The organism is Streptomyces sp. NPDC030798 (assembly GCF_055572275.1).
In genome coordinates, this window is sequence record NZ_JBVIDR010000024.1 from 52410 (window position 1) to 73055 (window position 20646).

15 protein-coding genes and 1 pseudogene are annotated in these 20646 nt (G+C 71.9%); 8 read left to right on the top strand and 8 right to left on the bottom strand.

Annotated features, from left to right (window positions below):
* Window positions 1-72: 72 nt before the first annotated feature.
* Window positions 73-2883, bottom strand: coding sequence for a preprotein translocase subunit SecA (secA, locus tag ACZ404_RS35735; RefSeq protein ID WP_468447354.1), 2811 nt, complete (start codon window positions 2881-2883; stop codon window positions 73-75).
* 250 nt (window positions 2884-3133) lie between these two features.
* Between secA and ACZ404_RS35740 the strand changes: the two genes are divergently transcribed.
* Both ACZ404_RS35740 and ACZ404_RS35745 read left to right on the top strand, forming a co-directional pair.
* Window positions 3134-3706 carry a GNAT family N-acetyltransferase gene (locus tag ACZ404_RS35740; protein ID WP_468447356.1) on the top strand — a complete coding sequence of 191 codons (573 nt, stop codon included), beginning with the start codon at window positions 3134-3136 and terminating at the stop codon, window positions 3704-3706.
* Window positions 3707-3756: 50 nt separating this feature from the next.
* Window positions 3757-4932, top strand: a complete 1176-nt coding sequence (locus ACZ404_RS35745; RefSeq protein WP_468447358.1) for a winged helix-turn-helix domain-containing protein — start codon at window positions 3757-3759, stop codon at window positions 4930-4932.
* Between the two features lie 3 nt (window positions 4933-4935).
* Here the strand turns inward: ACZ404_RS35745 and ACZ404_RS35750 are convergent, their stop codons facing one another.
* From ACZ404_RS35750 to ACZ404_RS35760, 3 genes are all read right to left on the bottom strand, one after another.
* Entirely contained in the window at window positions 4936-5682 is a 747-nt protein-coding gene (locus ACZ404_RS35750; RefSeq protein WP_468447360.1) for a response regulator, read from the bottom strand.
* A 203-nt stretch (window positions 5683-5885) separates the two neighbouring features.
* The gene (hpf, locus tag ACZ404_RS35755; RefSeq protein ID WP_468447385.1) at window positions 5886-6578 is read right to left on the bottom strand and encodes a ribosome hibernation-promoting factor, HPF/YfiA family; all 693 of its coding nucleotides are present in this window, start codon (window positions 6576-6578) and stop codon (window positions 5886-5888) included.
* A gap of 314 nt (window positions 6579-6892) precedes the next feature.
* Window positions 6893-7732 carry a ComF family protein gene (locus tag ACZ404_RS35760; RefSeq protein ID WP_468447362.1) on the bottom strand — a complete coding sequence of 280 codons (840 nt, stop codon included), beginning with the start codon at window positions 7730-7732 and terminating at the stop codon, window positions 6893-6895.
* A gap of 155 nt (window positions 7733-7887) precedes the next feature.
* Between ACZ404_RS35760 and ACZ404_RS35765 the strand changes: the two are divergent.
* A pseudogene (locus ACZ404_RS35765) lies at window positions 7888-8612 on the top strand (dienelactone hydrolase family protein).
* A 273-nt stretch (window positions 8613-8885) separates the two neighbouring features.
* Here ACZ404_RS35765 and ACZ404_RS35770 read toward each other — a convergent pair.
* Genes ACZ404_RS35770 through mtnA form a run of 4 tightly spaced genes read right to left on the bottom strand, consistent with a single transcriptional unit; the run spans window position 8886 to window position 14670 of the window.
* The gene (locus ACZ404_RS35770; protein ID WP_468447364.1) at window positions 8886-10748 is read right to left on the bottom strand and encodes an LpqB family beta-propeller domain-containing protein; all 1863 of its coding nucleotides are present in this window, start codon (window positions 10746-10748) and stop codon (window positions 8886-8888) included.
* Entirely contained in the window at window positions 10738-12831 is a 2094-nt protein-coding gene (gene mtrB / locus ACZ404_RS35775) for an MtrAB system histidine kinase MtrB (RefSeq protein ID WP_468447366.1), read from the bottom strand. Before mtrB ends, ACZ404_RS35770 begins: the two co-directional genes overlap by 11 nt.
* Window position 12832: 1 nt before the next feature.
* Entirely contained in the window at window positions 12833-13522 is a 690-nt protein-coding gene (mtrA, locus tag ACZ404_RS35780; protein WP_207921802.1) for a two-component system response regulator MtrA, read from the bottom strand.
* An 8-nt stretch (window positions 13523-13530) separates the two neighbouring features.
* A complete protein-coding gene (gene mtnA / locus ACZ404_RS35785) occupies window positions 13531-14670 on the bottom strand; it encodes an S-methyl-5-thioribose-1-phosphate isomerase (RefSeq protein ID WP_468447368.1) in 1140 nt (379 codons plus the stop codon).
* A gap of 140 nt (window positions 14671-14810) precedes the next feature.
* On the opposite strand from mtnA, the gene ACZ404_RS35790 reads away from it, so the two are divergent.
* Genes ACZ404_RS35790 through ACZ404_RS35810 form a run of 5 tightly spaced genes read left to right on the top strand, consistent with a single transcriptional unit; the run spans window position 14811 to window position 20499 of the window.
* Window positions 14811-16214, top strand: a complete 1404-nt coding sequence (locus ACZ404_RS35790; protein ID WP_468447370.1) for a DUF7847 domain-containing protein — start codon at window positions 14811-14813, stop codon at window positions 16212-16214.
* Between the two features lie 4 nt (window positions 16215-16218).
* Window positions 16219-17007: a DUF4129 domain-containing protein gene (locus ACZ404_RS35795; protein WP_468447372.1), complete on the top strand. Its 789-nt coding sequence runs from the start codon at window positions 16219-16221 to the stop codon at window positions 17005-17007.
* The gene (locus ACZ404_RS35800; RefSeq protein WP_468447374.1) at window positions 17004-18200 is read left to right on the top strand and encodes a DUF4350 domain-containing protein; all 1197 of its coding nucleotides are present in this window, start codon (window positions 17004-17006) and stop codon (window positions 18198-18200) included. Before ACZ404_RS35795 ends, ACZ404_RS35800 begins: the two co-directional genes overlap by 4 nt.
* Window positions 18200-19189 (top strand): AAA family ATPase, encoded by a 990-nt coding sequence (locus ACZ404_RS35805; RefSeq protein WP_468447376.1) that lies wholly within the window; start codon window positions 18200-18202, stop codon window positions 19187-19189. The genes ACZ404_RS35800 and ACZ404_RS35805 overlap by 1 nt, the downstream gene beginning before the upstream one ends.
* Window positions 19189-20499 carry a DUF58 domain-containing protein gene (locus tag ACZ404_RS35810; RefSeq protein WP_468447378.1) on the top strand — a complete coding sequence of 437 codons (1311 nt, stop codon included), beginning with the start codon at window positions 19189-19191 and terminating at the stop codon, window positions 20497-20499. The genes ACZ404_RS35805 and ACZ404_RS35810 overlap by 1 nt, the downstream gene beginning before the upstream one ends.
* Window positions 20500-20646: the final 147 nt, after the last annotated feature.

Here is a 20646-nt window from a genome sequence, read left to right on the forward strand (position 1 = left end):
CAAGCCGGCAAGCCGAAGGGCCGGGCCCCCGAAGGGAGACCCGGCCCCAGGACAACGCCAAGGCGCCGCAGGCTACTTCTTGCGCCGACGCCCGCCCTTGGCCTGCCGCCGCCGCTCGGCCCGCGTCAGCCCGTCGGACTCGGACCGCACGGGCTCGTCGTCCTCGAGGTCCCGCTCCAGGATGCCGCCCTCACCGTCCACGGTCGGCGCCGAGAAGTGCAGATCCCGCCGCTGCGGAACATCCAGCCCCTTGGCCCGGATCTCCGGCCGCGCACCCGCCTGCGCGGGCACCGTGTCCTGGACACCCTCCGCGACCGGCTCGGCCTCCTCGACCGGCACCTCCTCGACCTGCTGTTCGACCTGGACCTCCAGGTTGAACAGGTAGCCGACGGACTCCTCCTTGATGCCCTCCATCATCGCGGTGAACATGTCGAAGCCCTCGCGCTGGTACTCGACCAGCGGGTCCTTCTGCGCCATCGCGCGCAGGCCGATGCCCTCCTGGAGGTAGTCCATCTCATAGAGGTGCTCACGCCACTTGCGGTCCAGCACCGACAGCACGACCCGCCGCTCCAGCTCACGCATGATCTCGGAGCCGAGCTGCGCCTCACGCGCCTGGTACTGCTCGTGGATGTCGTCCTTGATGGACTCGGAGATGAACTCGGCGGTCAGACCGGCCCGGTCACCGGCGGCCTCCTCCAGCTCCTCGATGGTGACCTTCACCGGGTACAGCTGCCGGAAGGCGCCCCACAGCCGGTCCAGGTCCCAGTCCTCGGGGAAGCCCTCTGCGGTCTCGGCGGCGATGTAGGCGTCGATCGTGTCGTCCATGAAGTGCTGCACCTGCTCGTGCAGGTCCTCGCCCTCCAGGACGCGGCGCCGCTCGCCGTAGATGACCTCGCGCTGCCGGTTGAGCACCTCGTCGTACTTCAGGACGTTCTTACGCGTCTCGAAGTTCTGCTGCTCGACCTGCGACTGCGCGGACGCGATCGCGCGCGTGACCATCTTGTTCTCGATCGGCACGTCGTCCGGGACGTTCGCCATCGACATCACGCGCTCGACCATCTGGGCCTTGAACAGCCGCATCAGGTCGTCGCCGAGAGAGAGGTAGAACCGGGACTCGCCGGGGTCGCCCTGACGGCCGGAACGACCGCGCAGCTGGTTGTCGATACGGCGCGACTCGTGCCGCTCGGTACCCAGCACGTACAGGCCGCCGAGCTCCTCGACCTCTTCCTTCTCGGCCTTGACCGCCTGCTCGGCCTTCTCCAGGGCGGCGGGCAGAGCCGCGGCCCACTCCTCGATGTGCTCCTCGGGGTCGAGGCCGCGCTGGCGCAGCTCCGCCTCCGCGAGGTCCTCGGGGTTGCCGCCGAGCTTGATGTCCGTACCACGGCCGGCCATGTTGGTGGCCACCGTGACGGCGCCCTTGCGGCCGGCCTGGGCGACGATCGACGCCTCTCGCTCGTGGTGCTTGGCGTTCAGCACCTCGTGCTGGATACCGCGCTTGCTGAGCTGCTGGGACAGGTACTCCGACTTCTCGACGGACGTCGTGCCGACGAGGATCGGCTGGCCCAGCTCGTGCTTCTCGGCGATGTCGTCGACGACCGCCTCGAACTTGGCCACCTCGGTGCGGTAGATCAGGTCCGACTGGTCCTTGCGGATCATCGGCTTGTTGGTCGGGATCGGGACCACGCCGAGCTTGTAGATCTGGTGGAACTCGGCGGCCTCGGTCATCGCCGTACCGGTCATGCCGGAGAGCTTCTTGTAGAGGCGGAAGAAGTTCTGCAGGGTGATCGTGGCGAGCGTCTGGTTCTCGTCCTTGATGTCCACCCCTTCCTTCGCCTCGATCGCCTGGTGCATGCCCTCGTTGTAGCGGCGGCCGGCGAGGATACGGCCGGTGTGCTCGTCGACGATCATGACTTCGCCGTCGATGACGACGTAGTCCTTGTCCTTCTTGAAGAGCTCCTTGGCCTTGATGGCGTTGTTGAGGTATCCCACGAGCGGGGTGTTCACCGACTCGTACAGGTTGTCGATGCCCAGCCAGTCCTCGACCTTGGAGACTCCGGACTCGTGGATGGCGACCGTGCGCTTCTTCTCGTCGACGTCGTAGTCGCCGGTCTCCTCGATGCCCTTGAGCGGGTTGCCCGCCTCGCCCTTCTTCAGGCGCAGGACCAGCTTGGCGAAGTCGCCGTACCACTTCGTGGCCTGGTCGGCCGGGCCGGAGATGATCAGCGGCGTGCGGGCCTCGTCGACGAGGATGGAGTCGACCTCGTCGACGATGGCGAAGTTGTGGCCGCGCTGGACCAGCTCGTCCTTCGACCACGCCATGTTGTCGCGCAGGTAGTCGAAGCCGAACTCGTTGTTGGTGCCGTAGGTGATGTCGCAGTTGTACTGCTCGCGGCGCTGGGCCGGGGTCATGTTGGCGAGGATGCAGCCGACGCTCAGGCCCAGGAACTTGTGGACGCGGCCCATCATCTCGGAGTCGCGCTCGGCCAGGTAGTCGTTGACCGTGATGAGGTGGACGCCGTTGCCGGACAGGGCGTTCAGGTAGGCGGGCAGCGTGCCGACGAGGGTCTTGCCCTCACCGGTCTTCATCTCGGCCACGTAGCCGAGGTGGAGGGCGGCGCCACCCATCAGCTGCACGTCGTAGTGACGCTGGCCGAGGACGCGCTTGGCGGCCTCGCGGACGGTGGCGAAGGCCTCGGGGAGCAGGTCGTCCAGGCTCTCTCCATCGGCGTACCGCTGCTTGTACTCATCGGTGAGGGCACGCAGCTCGGCGTCGGAGAGGTCGACGAAGTCCTCTTCGATGGAGTTGACCTGGTCCGCGATGCGGTGCAGCTTGCGCAGGATCTTGCCTTCGCCTGCACGCATGATCTTCGAGAGGACGGACACGGGGGCTGGTCTCCTTGCCGGTCGGGCCTGGGACGGTCGGTTTCCTTCTGACGTACTGAGCAACGGCCATCGTATGCGAGGACCCGGCTGCGCCGGGAGCCTGGCGGCCCGACGGCTGTTTCACTCACGACAACGGACGGGCCGCGCGGATGGTGCCGCCCGCGGCAAGGAATTGCGCGAAATGTGATCACCCGCTCACCGACAGCGAAAAATGCTGGCCCGATGCGGGCCCCGCGCACAGAATCGGCCGATGGAACCCGTCACCCTCACCACCGACCGCCTCGTGCTGCGTGCCGTCGGCCCGGACGACACCGAGGCGGTGCTCGCCGCCGCCCAGGACCCCGGCATGCAGCGCTGGATCTCCCACTTCCCGTCCCCTTATCTGCGCGAGCACGCGGAGGGGTTCACCGGCCAGATCGTGCCCGACGGCTGGGCCAGTGACTCGATGTTCACCTTCGGCGTCCTCCTGCCCGACGGGACGCTCGTGGGGATGCTGGGGGTGACGATGCGCGCGCTGGGTGTCGGCGAGGTCGGCTTCTGGGCGGTCCGGGAGCACCGCGGCCGCGGCTACATCACCGAGGCCACCCTCGCCGCCGCCCGCTGGGCCTTCACCGCCCTGGCCGTCGACCGCCTGGAGTGGCGCGCCGAGGTCGGCAACCTCCCCTCGCGCGCGGTGGCCGAACGCGCCGGCTTCACCGTCGAGGGCACCCTGCGCTCGGGCGTCAACAACAAGGGGGTGCGCCGCGACTGCTGGGTGGGGTCCCTGCTCCCCTCGGACCTGGGCCTGCCATCCACGGCTCCGTACCTGCCCGCGCGGGGGTGAGAACCGCAGGTCGTACCGGACTGTCAGTGCCACCCTCTATCGTCCGGGGCATGACGACCCTGCCGCACCCCACGCTCACTCTCTCCGCGGACGACGCCCGCCGTATCGCCCTGCGGGCCCAGGGCTTCATCGGCGCGCCCGACCGCCGGGCCGGGGTCCGAGGGGTGCTGCGCCACCTCGGGGCGGTCCAGCTCGACACGATCTCGGTCCTCGCCCGCTCCCACGAACTCGTGCCGTACGCGCGCCTGGGCGCCGTCGGCCGCAAGGCGGTCGAGTCCGCTTACTGGACGGGCACGCACGCCTTCGAGTACTGGTCGCACGCGGCCTGCATCCTCCCCGTCGAGGAGTGGCCCCATTTCGCCTTCCGCCGCCGCGCCTACCGCAGCCGCCCGCACTGGAACCACCAGCTCCCGGACGGCGCCTACGACCAGGTCATCAAGCAGCTGCGCACGGAAGGCCCCCTGACGGCCACGGAGCTGGGCGGCGCCAAGAAGACGAACGACTGGTGGGACTGGTCCGGCACCAAGGTCGCGGTGGAGCGCGCGCTGATGTACGGCGAGGTGGTGTGCGTCGAGCGTCGCGGCTGGAAGCGGGTGTACGACCTCGCCGAGCGCGCGATCCCGGAAGCGCTGCTGCACGACGAGCTGGACGACACCGAGTGCCTGCGCCGGCTGGTCCGGCTGGCGGGCGAGTCGCTGGGCGTCGGCACGCGCGCGGACATCGCCGACTACCACCGCCTCAAGGGCGAGCAGGTCGACGCGGTGATAGCCGACTCGGGTCTGGTGCCGGTGGAGGTGGCGGGCTGGTCCAAGCCGGCCTGGGCGGACCCGGCGGCCCTCGCGGCCCCGCCGCGCGGCAGGCACCGCACCACGCTGCTGTCCCCCTTCGACTCCCTGATCTGGGAGCGGGCGCGCACGGAGCGGATCTTCGGCTTCACCCACCGCCTGGAGGCCTACGTCCCCAAGCCCAAGCGGGTCCACGGCTACTTCGCGATGCCCGTCCTCGCCGGTGGCCGGCTGGTCGGGCGCGTCGACCCGGCCCGGGAGGGCCGCACGCTGGTGGCCAAGCAGATCACCCTGGACGGCCCGAAGGCGGTCCCGGCGGTCGCCCAGGCCCTGATCGAGGCGGCGAGCTGGGTGTCGTGCACGGACGTCCGCGTCGAACGGGTGGACGCCCCCGAGCTGCGCGAGCCCCTCGCCAGGGAACTCGCCCGGGCCCTCGCCTGACGGCTAGCGGATCTCGAGGATCTTCTCCCGCATCGCGTAGACCACCGCCTCCATCCTGGAGTGCAGCTGCAGCTTCTCCAGGATGTTGCGCACGTGGTTCTTCACGGTGTTCTCGGAGATGAACAGCTCCTTGGCGATGTCCCGGTTGTTCATCCCGGTGGCGACGAGCTTGAGGACCTCCAGCTCGCGGTCGGTGAGCCGGGGCGCGGGCACCAGCCGGCGCTCGTCGGTGCGCTGGATCATCGACTTGAACTCGGTGAGGAGCTTGGACGCCATGGACGGACTGATCTGCGACTGCCCGTCGGCCACCGCGCGGATCGCGGTCGCCACCTCGTCCGTCGAGATCTCCTTGAGCAGATACCCGGTCGCACCCGCCTTGATCGCGTCGTAGAGGTCGGCCTCCTCGTCGCTGATCGTCAGCATGATGATCTTCGCGCTGGGGGCTACCTCCTTGATGGAGGTGCACGCCTCGATCCCGCCGCGCTTGGGCATCCGCACGTCCATCAGCACGATGTCGGGCAGCAGGTCCGCGGCCTTGTCGACGGCCTCGGCGCCGTCGCCCGCCTCGCCGACGACCTGGATGTCCTCCTCGGCCGCGAGCACGATCTCCAGACCGCGGCGGAAGAGGGCGTGGTCGTCCACGACCAGGACTCTGATCGGCTCTTTGCGCGCCGGGGCCGGGTCCGGGCCCATGCCGGTGACACCGTCGTCGGCGTCCGCGTCTCGCATCGGTCCGAAGGTGTCCGCCATCGTTCCTCCCCCTGAAGGCTGTGGCCTGTGGTCCTGTGCCATCGCCAACCCAAGGCAGCGGCCCACCGGTTGGGCCGGTGCGGCCATGATTCCATGCCCGGCCGTCGCTGCGGTGACGTGCGGGGCGCGAAGTGGTCGCACACCGGTGCCCCTGGGGGCGCACGCGCGCTCCAGGGGCACCGGCTCGGCTTGGGTCCGGTCGGTCAGCCGCCCAGCGTGCCTCCGGCCGCAGGAGGCTGCGCCTCGGCGACCATCGGGTCCGTGCTGAGGTGGATGACGCCGTAGTCGTAGGCATGTCGCCGGTAGACGACGCTCGGCTCCTTGGTCTCGGAGTCGACGAACAAGTAGAAGTCGTGGCCGACCAGCTCCATCTCGTAGAGGGCCTGGTCGAGGCTCATCGGGGAGGCGACGTGGGTCTTCTCGCGGACGACAAGAGGTCCTTCACCCTTGACCTCCAGCGAGCCGATCTTCTTGGTCGGCACTCCGTCCGTCTCCTCCGGCGGAACGGGGAGGCCGTTCCCGCCCAGTGTCGCCGCGCCCGGGACATGGTCGGCGACCTCTGCCGCCGGGATCCGCCGTGCGCCGCGCCGCGAGAAACGCTTGTCGTGCTGCTTGCGCAGCCGGGCGTCCAGCTTCTCCGCCGCCAGGTCGAGTGCCGCGTACGGGTCGCTGGCCGCTGCCTCCGCCCTGATCACCGGGCCACGGGAGCGGAGGGTGATCTCCACTCGGTCACAGCGGTCGGCCTGACGAGGGTTGGGCTCCTTGGACACCTCGACGTCGAGGCTGATCACCTTGCCATCGAGCTTCTGGATCTTCTCCAGCTTCAGCTTCTCGGCCACGTGCTTGCGGAACCGCTCGGGCACCTCGGTCTTGCGGCCCTTGACGACGATGTCCACGCAGAACTCCGTTCCCGGATCGCTCCGCTCCATCGGCGGAGCATCTCCCTTTTGCACCAGGTTCCGGCGAGCCCCGGAACCTCGGACTCGGTGACTTCCACCTCCTCCTCCCCCATGGGCGAGATCTCCACCCCACCGGCGCGGGTGATTGCGGAAAACCCGCAGCACGGCATTCGGATATGCGAGGTGTGGCCTGCGCCTTTCCTCACAACCGAACATATCTCGCCCGGACGGATGTCGTCACCCTCTACTGCGGCGTACCTCCGTTCAGGTGAATTGGTCCTCTCACCACCTGCAACGATGCAGGTCCGTACTCAGTTCCTGTTTATTTCGAAAGAATCCCGCGGTGCGGCGATCACGGCCGCTTGGAGCGTCTCTGCGCCGGCGTTCGGGGCCACCATTTCCGGTGCAACATGCACCCACTTCTCCTTCTCCGGTCGTGCTCCCATCCGTCGTTCCCCCCTTCCTTCCCGAGTTACGGCCTCGTACACGACCGATCCCCCGCCCGACCGGAACACGGCCGCCTCCCGCAGGGCCCGCGCCGCCTCCGCGAGGCTCGCGCCGGTCGTGATCAGGTCGTCGACGATCACGACCCGCCCGCCGGCGAGCAGCGCCCCCGCGCCCGCCGTCACCTCCAGGGCTCCGGCGAGGTTCTCCAGGCGCTGCCGTGCGTCCAGCCCCGCCTGGTCGGCCACGGCCCGCCGCTGCCGCAGCACGGCGGCCACCCGTGCCGGTGTCCCGGCGCGCCGCAACCGGCCGGCCGCCGCCAGCGCCATCCGTCGTACCGGATCGTGCCCGCGCGCCCGCACGGCCCACCGGGCGGACGGCACGGGGACGAGCAGCAGTGTCCCGGCCCCGCCCGGCCCAAGACCCGCGCGCACCGCGCCCGCAAGGGCCGTGCCCAGGGCACCCGTGAGCGCCAGCGCGCCGCGCTCCTTGTGAGCGAGGAGCAGCTCCCTCACCTCCGCCGCGTACGGAGCCGCCGCGTGCACCACCGGCAGCCCGGGCGGCTGAGGCATGGGCCGGACCCGGCGCGGCCCGGATCCGCCGAGAGCGGTACGGCACCGCGGGCAGAGCACCGTACGAGGTGCTCCGCAGCCGGCGCAGTCGGTCGGCAGCACCAGGTCGGTGAGGTCCTGCCACCACCCCCGCATGGCCACCACTGTGCCCACCCCGGAGGGAACCTGCCACCCCTGTGGACAACACCCTGTGGACAACCGAGGACGGCCCTCTGTTCTGGCGGGCCGGTGTTCTGCCGGCGGCAGAGCAGCGGCCCGGCCGAACTTGACGATCACTACAGTCCAGTCGCATGACGACGATCACCACGCGCACGGTCGAGTACCCGGCCGACGGTCTGACGATGATCCGGCACCTCGCACTGCCGGCCGGAGTCGATCGCCGGCCCGCGGTGCTGCTCGGGCCAGAGGGCATGGGGCTCAGCGACGTCGAGCGCCGCCGGGCCGATGCTCTCGCCGAGCTGGGATACGTAGCGCTGGCCTTCGACCTTCACGGCGGGCGCTATTTGGGTGACCCCGAGGAGATGCTGGCCCGTTGCATGCCGCTGCTCGCCGACCCCGACCGGATGCGGGGCATCGGCCACGCGGCGCTCGACGTGCTCCGCGCCGAGCCGCGGACCCATCCGGACCGGATCGCCGCCGTCGGCTACGGCACCGGGGGCGCCGTCGCGCTGGAACTCGGGCGCGACGCGTCGACCTGCGCGCGATCGCGACCGTCAACGGACTGACCACGGGCCGACCGGGTGAGACGGCGCGCATTCGCTGCCCGGTGTGGGCCGGGGTCGGGTCGGAGGACCCGATCATGCCGCCCGCGCAACGGAACGCCTTCACGGCCGAGATGCAGGCCGCGGGCGTCGACTGGCGCCTCGTGGTCTACGGCGGCGCCTTGCACGCCTTCCACCACCCGCCGGTCGACCACCCCACGGTCCCCGGCGTCGGCCACCACCCACGGCACGCGCAGCGAGCCTGGCACGACGTCGTCGACCTGCTCGCCGAGTGCCTGACCGTAACGGAGTGATCTGGTCGACAACCGCGCTTCCGGGCGCGGACCAGGCCCGCCGACCGCCACCGGCTCCGGTGGTCTCGCCCTCGACGCGGTCAGCGACTGGCGGGATCGGCCTGCCGCCCGGGCCCGCGCAGGCCGGTGAATGCCCCGGGTGCGGTCGAAGAGGCGTTTCACGGCGGCCCGCTCAGGGACCTGCGACCGCCAGTAGGGCCGGCGCTGCAACCCCGGTCCGCGTCGGCGCCGCGGCCCCCCAGGAGCTCGGAGGCACGGGCGGCGTTGCTGGACTCAGCCGGGATAGACCGGCGCCGTCCCGTCCTTGTCCACCTTCTGCCACTGGGCCCCCGAGGGCAGCCGCACGATCCCGTCCTCCGAGCAGGCGACCAGGGGTACTCCCTCGTCCTCGGACGCCGCGATCGCCTTCACGCCCGACAGGGCCGCGGGCGCCGGGCCGTCCAGCGTGGAGCCGTCGACCTGCACGTACCGCATCTGGTGCACGCCTCCCTGCTCGACGCCGACCACGAGCAGCCGGCTGTCCCCGGCCCAGGACATGGCCGTGACCTGCTCCAGGTCCGGGGCGGCCGAGCGCAGCTCGACGACCGAGGGACGCTCCCCCGGCTTGCCGTCCCCCTCGATCCGGCCGATGCGCAGGGACTGCTTGCCGTCCTTCTCCACGACCAGCGCCACCCGCACCCCGTCGGCGGCCACCCGCACGTCCTGGATGGCCCCTGGCAGGCTCGGAAGGGCGACCTGCACGGGCTTGCCGACGCCCTGCCTGAGGACGTACAGCTTCTGCGCGTGCGGATCGCGGTCGGCCACCCACAGGTCGCCGCGGGCGTCCCAACTCGGCCTGGTCAGCCGGTCGTCCGTCCGCGCGCCCTGGCTGGTGATCACCGCGTCCCCGAGCGAACCGCCCGCCGCCAGTGAGGTCACGTACAGCGACCTGCCGTCGGCGCCGACCCCGGCCACGGTGTGCTCGTCGCGCGACACGGCCACCGACTGCAGCTCCTTGTCGCCCTCCCCCAGCGGGCCCGGCACCGGAACCGCGCTGGTCCCCGGTGTCTCGGTCGCCAGCCGCACCAGCCGGTGCTTGCCGTCGAGGAAGTACAGGTACTGCGGCGGCCGCTGGGCCGCGGCATGCCACGCCACGGACTCGGCACGCCGCTCGTTCAGGTCGCACAGCAGCCGCCCGCCGGGACCCTGCAACTCGACCGACTGCAGCGTCGGCGTCAGGTTCCGCAGGGTGAACAGCAACTGGGTCGCCATCTCCGTGCACTTGGCCTGCCCGATCCCGGACGCCTTGCCGTTCAGCGGCACCGTCAGCCGGTTCTGGTCGTCCGGCGCGAGCCCCGACACGCCCTTCTGCAGGGCCGCACCGGTCGGGAAGCTGGACCTGACCACCGGCGCGAGCCATCTGGTCGGACCGCTCAGCAGCGACCGCACCACCTGGGTCATCGGGTCCACCTTGCTGCGGACGAACACCGGGTCGGCGACCGCCACCGGTTGCCCGGTCGCCCCGACCGTCGTCTGCGAGGCGAAGTAGTACTTGTTGACGGACGTGTAGTTGCGCTGGAAGTCCGTCTTGCCCATGACGACGCCCTGCGGCAGCGAGTCGATGCGCCACTGGCCGCTCTTGGCGTCCTTCGTCAGGTGCACCTTCTTGCGGTACGGCCCTTCGGCGGGCGCGTACGCCTGCTGCGCGCCGGCCGCCGCACCGGCTAGGGAGCCGCCGATCGTGGCGACGCGGCTGCCCGTCAGGACGTAGGTGAGGCTGCCGTCGCCCTCCCGGCCGGCCGGCTGGCCGTCGGGTACGACGCTCGGGCCGTTGGTGAGCACGGTGACCGACCGCTCGGGGTGCCAGGCGCGCGCGGCATCGGCGGTCAGGTACTTGCGTGCGGTCTCGTACTGCGGGTCGTCGCTGGTCAGCGCCTCCAGAAAGCCCTGCATGATCTCGCTGGGCTCGGCGTCCTCGGCGGGCGGCATGGCGAACACGCGCACGCCGGTGTCCTGCCGCGGCGTGGACTCCACGTTGCGCAGGTCGCCGCTGTCGGGCATCGAGGCGCACCCGGTCAGCAGGACGACTCCGCAGGCGGCGAAGACCACCGCGCGTCCGGACCGATGCCGGACGCCCCCCTCGCGGTCAACGCCCACGAAATGCCTCCCCTGGCTCGCTCGAGTCCTTGCGTGCGTCCGCGTCCGGCGCAGCGGCGTGTGTGTCGGGTCCCGGGCCGGGCGCGGGCGGGTCGTCGGGGCGGCGGGTGCCGCCGGTGGGCCGGGGCACCACGCGCGCGCCGTTGCCGCTGCCGGGCAGCGCGCTCGGGTCGGCGGCGGGCGTCACGGTGGCCAGACGCGGCGCGATCGCGCCGCGCGCCGGCAGCGGCGGTACCTGCCCGCCGCCCGGCTGCACCGGCACCGTGGCCCGCTTCTCCTCGCCGCCACGGCGCCGGCCCGCGTCGTCGAGCCCGCGGTTGCGCCGCGAGTCCTTGGGCTCCAGCGGTATCGGCGAACCCCGCAGCGGCTCGTCCGCGGTGCGGGGCAGTGTGAGCCGGAACTGGGAGCCGCCGCCCGGTTCGCCCCAGGCCTGCAGCCAGCCGCCGTGCAGCCGGGCGTCCTCCAGGGCGATCGACAGCCCCAGGCCCGTACCGCCGGTGGTACGCGCGCGTGCCGGGTCCGCCCGCCAGAAGCGGCTGAAGACCCGGGTCGCCTCGCCGGGCTTGAGCCCGACGCCGTAGTCGCGCACCGCGACGGCGACCGCACCGCCCGCGGCGGCGAGTTTGACGACGACGTCCTTGCCCTCGCCGTGCTCGACGGCGTTGACGACGAGGTTGCGCAGCACGCGCTCCACCCGCCGGGCGTCGGCCTCGGCGACGACGGGCTGCTGGTCGCCGATGACGCGTATGCGGGTGCCCTTGCGCTCGGCGAGCGGCTCGGCTCCGCCGACCACCCGCCGTACGACCTCCCGGAGGTCTATCGGCTCGGCCTCCAGCGCGGCCGCGCCCGCGTCGAAGCGGCTGATCTCCAGCAGGTCCGCGAGCAGCGACTCGAACCGGTCCAGCTGGTCGGCGAGCAGCTCGGCCGACCGGGCGGTCACCGGGTCGAAGTCCTCGCGGGCCTCGTGGATGACGTCGGCGGCCATCCGCACGGTGGTCAGCGGCGTGCGCAGCTCGTGCGAGACGTCCGAGACGAACCGCCGCTGCATCCGCGACAGGTCCTCCAGCTGCTGGATCTTCACTTGGAGGTTCTGCGCCATCTTGTTGAAGGCCTCGCCGAGACGCGCGATGTCGTCCTCGCCGGTGACCTTCATCCGCTCCTGCAGCCGCCCGGCCGACAGCCGCTCGGCGATGCCGGCCGCCATCCGCACCGGCGTGACGACCTGCCGCACCACGAGCCAGGCGATCGCGCCGAGGAGGACGACGACGAAGAGCCCGGCGGTCGCGAGCGTGCCCTTGACCAGGCTGAGGGACTTCTCCTCCTGGGTGAGCGGGAAGAGGTAGTACAGCTCGTACGGATGCCCGTTGGGGTCGTTGACCTGCTTGCCGATGACCAGCGCGGGCTGGGACTCCTTGCCGTTCCTGTAGATGATGCGGGTGTAGCTCTGGGCAGCCGTCGTACTGCTGCTGATCCGGTCGCGCAGATCGGCGGGCACGCTGTCGGTCGGGCTGACGTCTCCGGAGTAGCGCGGGCTGCGTCCGCCGCCGCTGTCGTTGCCCACGGGCAGGGTCACGACGTCGAAGGCGCCGGCGCCGCCGCTGGAGAGCGACTCCACGAGGTCGCTCATCCACGGGATCAGCGACTGCTGCCCGTCTGCGCCGGCCGTGCCGGGACCGGTGCCCGTCCCCGCGCCGCTGGCGGCCTCGTCGGCCTTCTGCTTGGCCACCGCGAACCCTCCGGTGGCCTGGCTCTGCGAGGCCTTCACCTTCGCGTCCAGCAGGCCGTTGCGCACCTGCCCGATCACCACGAAGCCCAGCAGCAGCACCACACCCAGCGACATCAGCAGGGTCGTGGCGACCACCCGGAGCTGGATGTTGCGCCGCCACAGCCGCATCACGGGCAGCAGCGGGCGGCGCACCCAGCGCATGAACAGGCGAAGGACCGGGCTGCCCTGGACGCCTCCCTGCAGCAGCCCGCCCTCGAAGAGGCGTCCCCAGCGCGAACCCGTCGTCTCCCGGCCGACAGGCCGCTCCGGACGGGCCCCGGACCGGCCGGGGGCCGAAGCGGCACTGTCCCCGGACATGTCAGCTCGGTCCGGCCTTGTATCCGACACCACGGACGGTCACCACGATCTCCGGCCGCTCCGGGTCCTTCTCGACCTTGGAGCGCAGCCGCTGGACATGCACGTTGACGAGCCGCGTGTCCGCCGCGTGCCGGTAGCCCCACACCTGCTCGAGGAGCACCTCACGGGTGAACACCTGCCACGGCTTGCGCGCGAGCGCGACCAGCAGGTCGAACTCCAGCGGGGTCAGCGCGATCGACTGCCCGTCCCGCTTCACCGAGTGCCCGGCAACGTCGATCACCAGGTCACCGATGGTGAGCTGCTCCGGCGCCGGCTCCTCGGACCTGCGCAGCCGCGCCCGGATCCGGGCCACCAGCTCCTTGGGCTTGAACGGCTTGACGATGTAGTCGTCGGCGCCCGACTCCAGGCCCACGACGACGTCGACGGTGTCGCTCTTGGCCGTCAGCATCACGATCGGCACCCCGGACTCGGCCCTGATCAGGCGGCACACCTCGATGCCGTCCCGGCCGGGCAGCATCAGGTCGAGCAGCACCAGGTCGGGCTTGGTCTCGCGGAAAGCGGCCAGCGCCTTGTCGCCGTCGGCTACGAAAGACGGCTCAAAACCTTCACCACGCAGCACGATGCCGAGCATCTCGGCCAGTGCGCTGTCGTCGTCGACGACAAGGACTCTTCCCTTCATAAACGACATCATCCCATTAACTAAATCGTTACCTGGCGTGACCTGCCACACAGCTCCGCAAGAGCCTCGGCGGTCACGGGCGAAACGGCTCCCTCCTCGGTGACGATGGCCGTCACCAGCTCGGGCGGCGTCACGTCGAACGCCGGGTTGTACGCCTGGGTCCCCAGGGGTGCCACCGGAATCCCGCCTCCTGCTCCCGTCACCGGCACCTGGGGTGCAGTGATCTCCGTCACCTCGAAACCCGCGCGCTGCTCCACCTCGATGGACGCCCCGTCCGGCGTGTCCGGATCCACCGTCGTCACCGGAGCCACGACGATGAACGGCACATGGTGATACCGCGCGAGCACCGCGAGCGGATAGCTCCCCACCTTGTTCGCCACCGAACCGTCGGCCGCGATCCGGTCCGCCCCGATCAGCACCGCGTCCACCTCACCCGACGCGAACAGCGAACCGGCCGCGTTGTCGGTGAGCAAGGTGTACGCCATCCCGTGGCGGGCCGCTTCGTACGCCGTCAGGCGAGCACCTTGCAGCAACGGACGCGTTTCGTCCACCCACAGCCGCCGCAGCCGCGCCGCCCGGTGCGCGGCGAGCGCCACCGCGAACGCCGTCCCCTCCCCGCCCGACACCAGCGAACCGGTGTTGCAGTGGGTCAGGATCCGGTGCCCGCCGCCCGGCAGAAGCTCGTCCAGCAGCGCCAGCCCGTGGGCCGCCATCCGGGCGCTGGCCTCGGCGTCCTCCCGGTGCAGCGTCCGCGCCGCGGCCAGCGCCGCCGTGGCGGCCGCCGTGGGGTCACCGGTCCTGGCGAGCGCCGCGCGATGAGCGGACTCGGCCCTGCGCACCCCGACGGAAAGGTTCACCGCGGTCGGCCGGGCACCCTCGATCGCCCGTGCGGCCTCCTCCACGTCGAAGCCCCGCGCGGCGGCGAGCGCGACACCGTACGCCCCCGCGATCCCGAGCAGCGGCGCCCCGCGAACGGCGAGCGAGCAGATCGCCTCCACCAGCGCCGGCGCGTCCGTGCACACCAGCTCGACCTCCTCGGCCGGGAGCCGCGTCTGGTCGAGAAGGACCACGACGGGGCCTTCGGGTGGTTCCTCCCATCGGATCGCAGGTATCTCGGTCGGCCGCTTGTCCTCGCCGGGTTGCGCGTACTGATCAGCCATGCGGTCAGTCTGCCCCGGATCCGGCGGACAATTGAAGGCATGCAGCCCCTACCGCGGCCGGTCACCCGACGACCACCCCGTGGCACGATGTCTGCCAACCTGCCGCCGCGCCCGCGGACGGGCACCGTGAAGGAGCTTCGATGACTGACACTCCGGGCTGGGCCTCGCCCGGATCCGCCCCGTCGTCCGACGGGCGGGAACCCGGCGCGTCCGGCCCCGCCGAACCCGCCGACCGTCCAGGCCCCACCGGCCCCGCCGAGCCGTCCGAGCCGGCTGCGCAGCCCGGCGCGGACCCGCAGGGCCCAGGCGCGAAGTGGTCCGACCAGCAGCCGCCACCCGGCCAGTGGTCCGCGCCCACGGGCTCCCCGAGCCCGGGCCAGGCCCCGCCACCCCCACCGCCCGGCCCCGGCTGGGGCGGGGGACAGCCCGGCGGCCCCGGCGGATACGGAGGCGGCGGCTACGGCGGGCCTCCCGGCGGTTACGGCACTCCCGGTGGCCCTCCCGGCGGCTACGGGGCCTGGGGCGGCGGCTGGGGCGGTCCCCCGCCCGCCGCCAAGCCCGGCGTCATCCCGCTGCGCCCGCTCGCCGTCGGCGAGATCCTCGACGGCGCCGTCTCCACCATGCGCACCTACTGGCGCACGGTCCTGGGCATCTCGCTGACGGTCTCGGTCCTCATCAACGTCAGCATGATCCTCCTGCAGGGCCTCGTCCTCGGCGACAACGAGACCGTCGACACCCTCAACGACCCCAGCGCCTCCGCGAGCGAGATACTCCGGGCCTTCGGCACCGTCATGACCGGCCTCGCGGCCGTCGGCGTCATCGCCGTGATCGGCAGCATCATCGCGACCGCCCTGCTGACGACCGTCACCAGCCGCGCCGTCCTCGGCAAGCCGGTCAGCCTCGGAGAGGCCTGGCGCGACGCCCGCCCGCAGATCCCCAAGCTGTTCGGGCTGCTGTTCCTGCTGGGTCTCATCAGCTTCGGCGTGGTCCTCTGCGGCGCGCTGCCCGGCATCATCGTCGGGGTCGCCGGCGGCAACGACGGAGCGACCATCGCCCTGCTCGTCGTGGGCATCCTCGGGGCCGCCGTCGTCGCGGCATGGCTGACGGTCCGGTTCTCCCTCTCCTCGCCCGCCCTGATGCTGGAACGGCAGGGCGTCGTGAAGTCCATGAGCCGCTCCGCGAAGCTCGTACGCGGCTCCTGGTGGCGCGTCCTCGGCATCCAGCTGCTCGCCGGGCTCATCGCCAACATCGTGGCGGGCCTCGTCGAGGTCCCCTTCCGGTTCCTCGCCGCCGCTGTCAGCGGCGACGGCATGGTGGGCTTCTTCGCGACCCAGAACCAGAACCCGGGCTGGACCTTCCTCATCGTCAGCGGCGTCGGCGCGGTGATCGGCTCCATGGTCACGCTCCCCATCAACGCGGGCGTCACCGTGCTCCTGTACATCGACCAGCGCATCCGCCGCGAGGCCCTCGACATCGAACTGGCCCGCGCCGCCGGTGTCCAGAGCCCCGGTGCCACCGCCCCCGGCCCCGTCCCGGGGAGCTGATGCGGTGAGCCCGACGGGGGGAGTTCTCACGGCCGTACCGGCGCTGCCGGGCGCCGCCGGATCAGCCGTACGACGCCTGCTGGGCGCGGCCCACGCAACCGTCCTCACGGCCGGCGACTCCGGCGGCGGGCCGCCCGTGACCACACCGCGCGATCCCGCACGGGAGGCGGCACGCCGCGAGCTGTCCAAGCGGATGTACCACGAGAACGACCCCGGCCTGATCCAGCGGGCCCTCAACGCCTTCTGGGACTGGGTCGGCAAGCTGCTCGACCAGGCCGCGTCGGCGACCCCCGGCGGCACGCTCGGCCTGCTCGTCGTCGTCCTGTTCGTCGTCGCCGTCCTGGCCGCCCTGTGGTGGCGCCTGGGCACCCCGCGCCGCCGGCCCGTCTCCGCAGCGGCCCTGTTCGAGGACCGCCCCCGCAGCGCAGCCGAACACCGCGCGGCCGGCGAGGCCCATGCCGCCCAGGGCCACTGGAACCAGGCGCTCCAGGAGCGCATGCGGGCGATCGTCCGCTCGCTGGAGGAACGCGCCCTGCTCGACAGCCGCCCGGGCCGCACCGCCGACGAAGCGGCCGCCGAGGCCGGCCGCGCCCTCCCCGCGTACACGGACCGGCTCCGCTCCGCCGCCCGGGAGTTCGACGACGTCACATACGGGGGCCGCAGCGCCGACGAACAGTCGTACCGGCGCATCGCCGAACTCGACCGGGACCTGGAACGCAGCCGGCCGGTCCTGACGAACCTCACCAGCAGCACCAGCAGCACGGCCCACCACCGCCGGGGAGCCGCCGAATGACCGACGCGGCCACCCTGCCGGCCACCTCGGCGTCGCCCACCGCCCGCCAGGTGTGGACCCGTGGGCGAGGCATCGCCCTCGCTGTCGTCCTCATCCTGGTCACGGCCGTCGCCATCGCCGCCGTCCGCTCCCAGACCCGGCACGGGCAACTCGACCCGCGCTCCGTGGACCCCTACGGCAGCCGGGCGGTTGCCGAACTCCTCGCCGACCGGGGCGTCTCCACACGCGTCGTCACCTCGCTCGGCGCCGCACGAGCCGCCGCCGGCCCGGACACCACACTCCTGGTCGCCGTCCCCGACCGCCTGACCCACCGTCAGCAGACCCGCCTGCACGCGGCGACGGCGGCCACCGGCGGACGCACCGTCCTCGTGGCCGCGAGCAGCTGGTCGGTGGAGCGACTCGCTCCCGGTGTCACCGCGGACCCCGCCACCAGCAGCGGCTCGACCCTCGAACCGCACTGCACCCTGGCCGAAGCCCGGCGCGCGGGCAGCGCCGACACCGGCGGCATCCGCTACACCACCACCCACCTCGACGCCGACTCCTGCTACCCCAGCCAGCGCCTCGCCACCCTGCTCCGCATCCCGGCGGACTCCGGGGGCGGCGACACTGTCGTGCTCGGCGCGCCCGACATCCTCTACAACAAGCGTCTCGGCCAGCAGGGCAACGCCTCGCTCGCCCTTCAACTCCTCGGCTCCCGCCCCCATCTGGTCTGGTACCTCCCCTCGCTCTCCGACGCCTCCGCCACCGGCACCGGCGACCAGAAGACCTTCGTCGACCTGCTCCCCTCGGGCTGGCTCTGGGCCACCCTGCAGTTGTTCATCGCGGCGGCCTTCGCCGCCTTCTGGCGGGCCCGCCGGTTCGGCCCCCTCGTGCCCGAGAAACTCCCCGTCGCGATCCGCGCCTCCGAAACCGTCGAAGGCCGTGCCCGCCTCTACCGCAAGGCCAACGCCCGCGACCGGGCCGCCGCCGCTCTCCGCTCCACCACCCGCACGCGCCTCGCCCCCCTCATCGGCGTCCCCGCCGCCCAGGCACACGCGCCCGAAGCACTGCTCCCCGCCCTGTCCGCCCACCTCCACGGCGACGGACAGGCCCTGCACTCCCTCCTCTTCGGACCGCCGCCCGGCGACGACGCGGCTCTCATCGCCCTCACCGACCAACTCGACGCCCTCGAAAGAGAGGTACGCCGTTCATGATGGACCCGACCACTGACAACGCCGGGAACACCGGGGACTCGGGCACCGCCCGGGCCTCCCTGGAAGCCCTGCGCGCCGAGATCGCCAAAGCCGTGGTCGGCCAGGACCCCGCCGTGACCGGCCTCGTCGTCGCCCTCCTCTGCCGCGGACACGTTCTCCTCGAAGGAGTCCCCGGAGTCGCCAAAACGCTGCTCGTCCGGGCACTGGCATCCGCACTGGAACTCGACACCAAGCGCGTCCAGTTCACCCCCGACCTCATGCCGAGCGACGTGACCGGTTCCCTCGTCTACGACACCCGCACGGCCGAGTTCTCCTTCCAGCCCGGCCCGGTCTTCACCAACCTCCTTCTGGCCGACGAGATCAACCGGACCCCGCCCAAGACCCAGTCCTCGCTGCTGGAAGCCATGGAGGAGCGCCAGGTCACGGTCGACGGCACGCCCCGCCCGCTCCCCGAGCCGTTCCTGGTCGCCGCGACCCAGAACCCGGTCGAGTACGAGGGCACCTACCCTCTCCCCGAGGCCCAACTGGACCGTTTCCTGCTCAAGCTGACGATCCCTCTGCCCTCCCGCCAGGACGAGATCGACGTCCTCACCCGCCACGCCTCCGGCTTCAACCCCCGCGACCTGCACGCCGCCGGCGTACGCCCCGTCGCAGGACCGGCCGACCTGGAAGCGGCCCGGGCCGCGGTCGCCAGGACGACCGTCTCCCCCGAGATCACCGCATACGTGGTGGACATCTGCCGCGCCACCCGCGAGTCGCCCTCCCTCACCCTCGGGGTTTCGCCCCGCGGCGCCACCGCCCTCCTCGCCACCTCGCGTGCCTGGGCCTGGCTGACCGGCCGCGACTACGTCCTGCCCGACGACGTGAAGGCGCTCGCCCTGCCCACCCTGCGCCACCGGGTGCAGCTGCGCCCGGAAGCCGAGATGGAGGGCGTGACCGCCGACTCCGTGATCCACGCGATCCTCGCCCACGTCCCGGTCCCCCGCTGATGGCCCTCACCGGACGCGCCGCCCTCCTCGCGGCACTCGGCTCCCTCCCCGTCGGCATCCTGGAACCCGGCTGGACCGGAATCCTCGCGGTCAACGGCACCCTGGCCCTGGCCTGCGCCTGCGACTACGCACTCGCGGCGCCCGTACGACGCCTCGTCCTCTCCCGCTCCGGCGACACCTCCACCCGACTCGGCGAAACCGCCGACGTCACCCTGACGATCACCAATCCGTCCAGCCGGCTGCTGCGGGCCCGCCTGCGGGACGCCTGGCCGCCCAGCAGCTGGCAGCCCGGCACCGAGATCGACGGCTCCCGGCACCGCATCACCGTCCCGGCCGGCGAACGCCGACGCGTGACGACCCGGCTGCGCCCCACCCGCCGCGGCGACCGCCAGGCGGACCGCGTGACGATCCGCTCGTACGGCCCCCTCGGCCTCTTTACCCGCCAAGGCGCCCACAAGGTGCCCTGGACCGTACGGGTTCTGCCCCCCTTCACCAGCCGCAAGCACCTGCCGTCGAAACTCGCCCGATTGCGTGAGCTGGACGGACGCACCAGCGTGCTGACCCGCGGCGAGGGAACCGAATTCGACAGCCTGCGCGAGTATGTCCCCGGTGACGACACCCGGTCGATCGACTGGCGCGCCACCGCACGCCAGACGACGGTGGCCGTCCGCACGTGGCGGCCTGAACGCGACCGCCACATCCTCCTGGTCCTCGACACCGGCCGGACCTCGGCCGGCCGAGTCGGCGACGCTCCCCGCCTGGACGCCTCACTGGATGCGGCGCTGCTGCTCGCGGCGCTCGCCTCCCGCGCAGGCGACCGCGTCGACCTTCTCGCCTACGACCGCCGGGTCCGCGCCCTCGTCCAGGGCCGCTCCGCCGGCGACGTCCTGCCGTCCCTGGTCGACGCGATGGCCACGCTGGAGCCACAGCTCGTCGAAACCGACGCTCGGGGGCTGACAGCGACGGCACTGCGTACGGCGCCTCGCAGCTCCCTGATCGTGCTGCTGACGACGCTCGACGCGGCGCCCATGGAGCAGGGCCTGCTGCCGGTGCTGCCCCAGCTCACCCGACGCCACACGGTCCTCGTCGCCTCGGTCGCCGACCCTCATATCGCCCGGATGGCGCAGGCCCGAGGCGATGCGGAGGCGGTGTACGAGGCAGCAGCGGCGGCTCAGGCACAGAGCGAACGACAGCGCACGGCGGAGCAGCTTCGCCGGCACGGGGTGACGGTCGTGGACGCGACACCGGATGATCTCGCGCCGGCGCTGGCGGATGCGTATCTGGCCCTGAAGGCGGCCGGCCGGTTGTAGCCGGGGGGCGCCTTTGCGTTTCTTTGCGTCCCTTGTCGGTCCGGGCGAATGGCCCGTAACGCAGAAAACCCCCGCATCGATTGATGCGGGGGTTTTCCCAATAATTGTTCGGCGGTGTCCTACTCTCCCACAGGGTCCCCCCTGCAG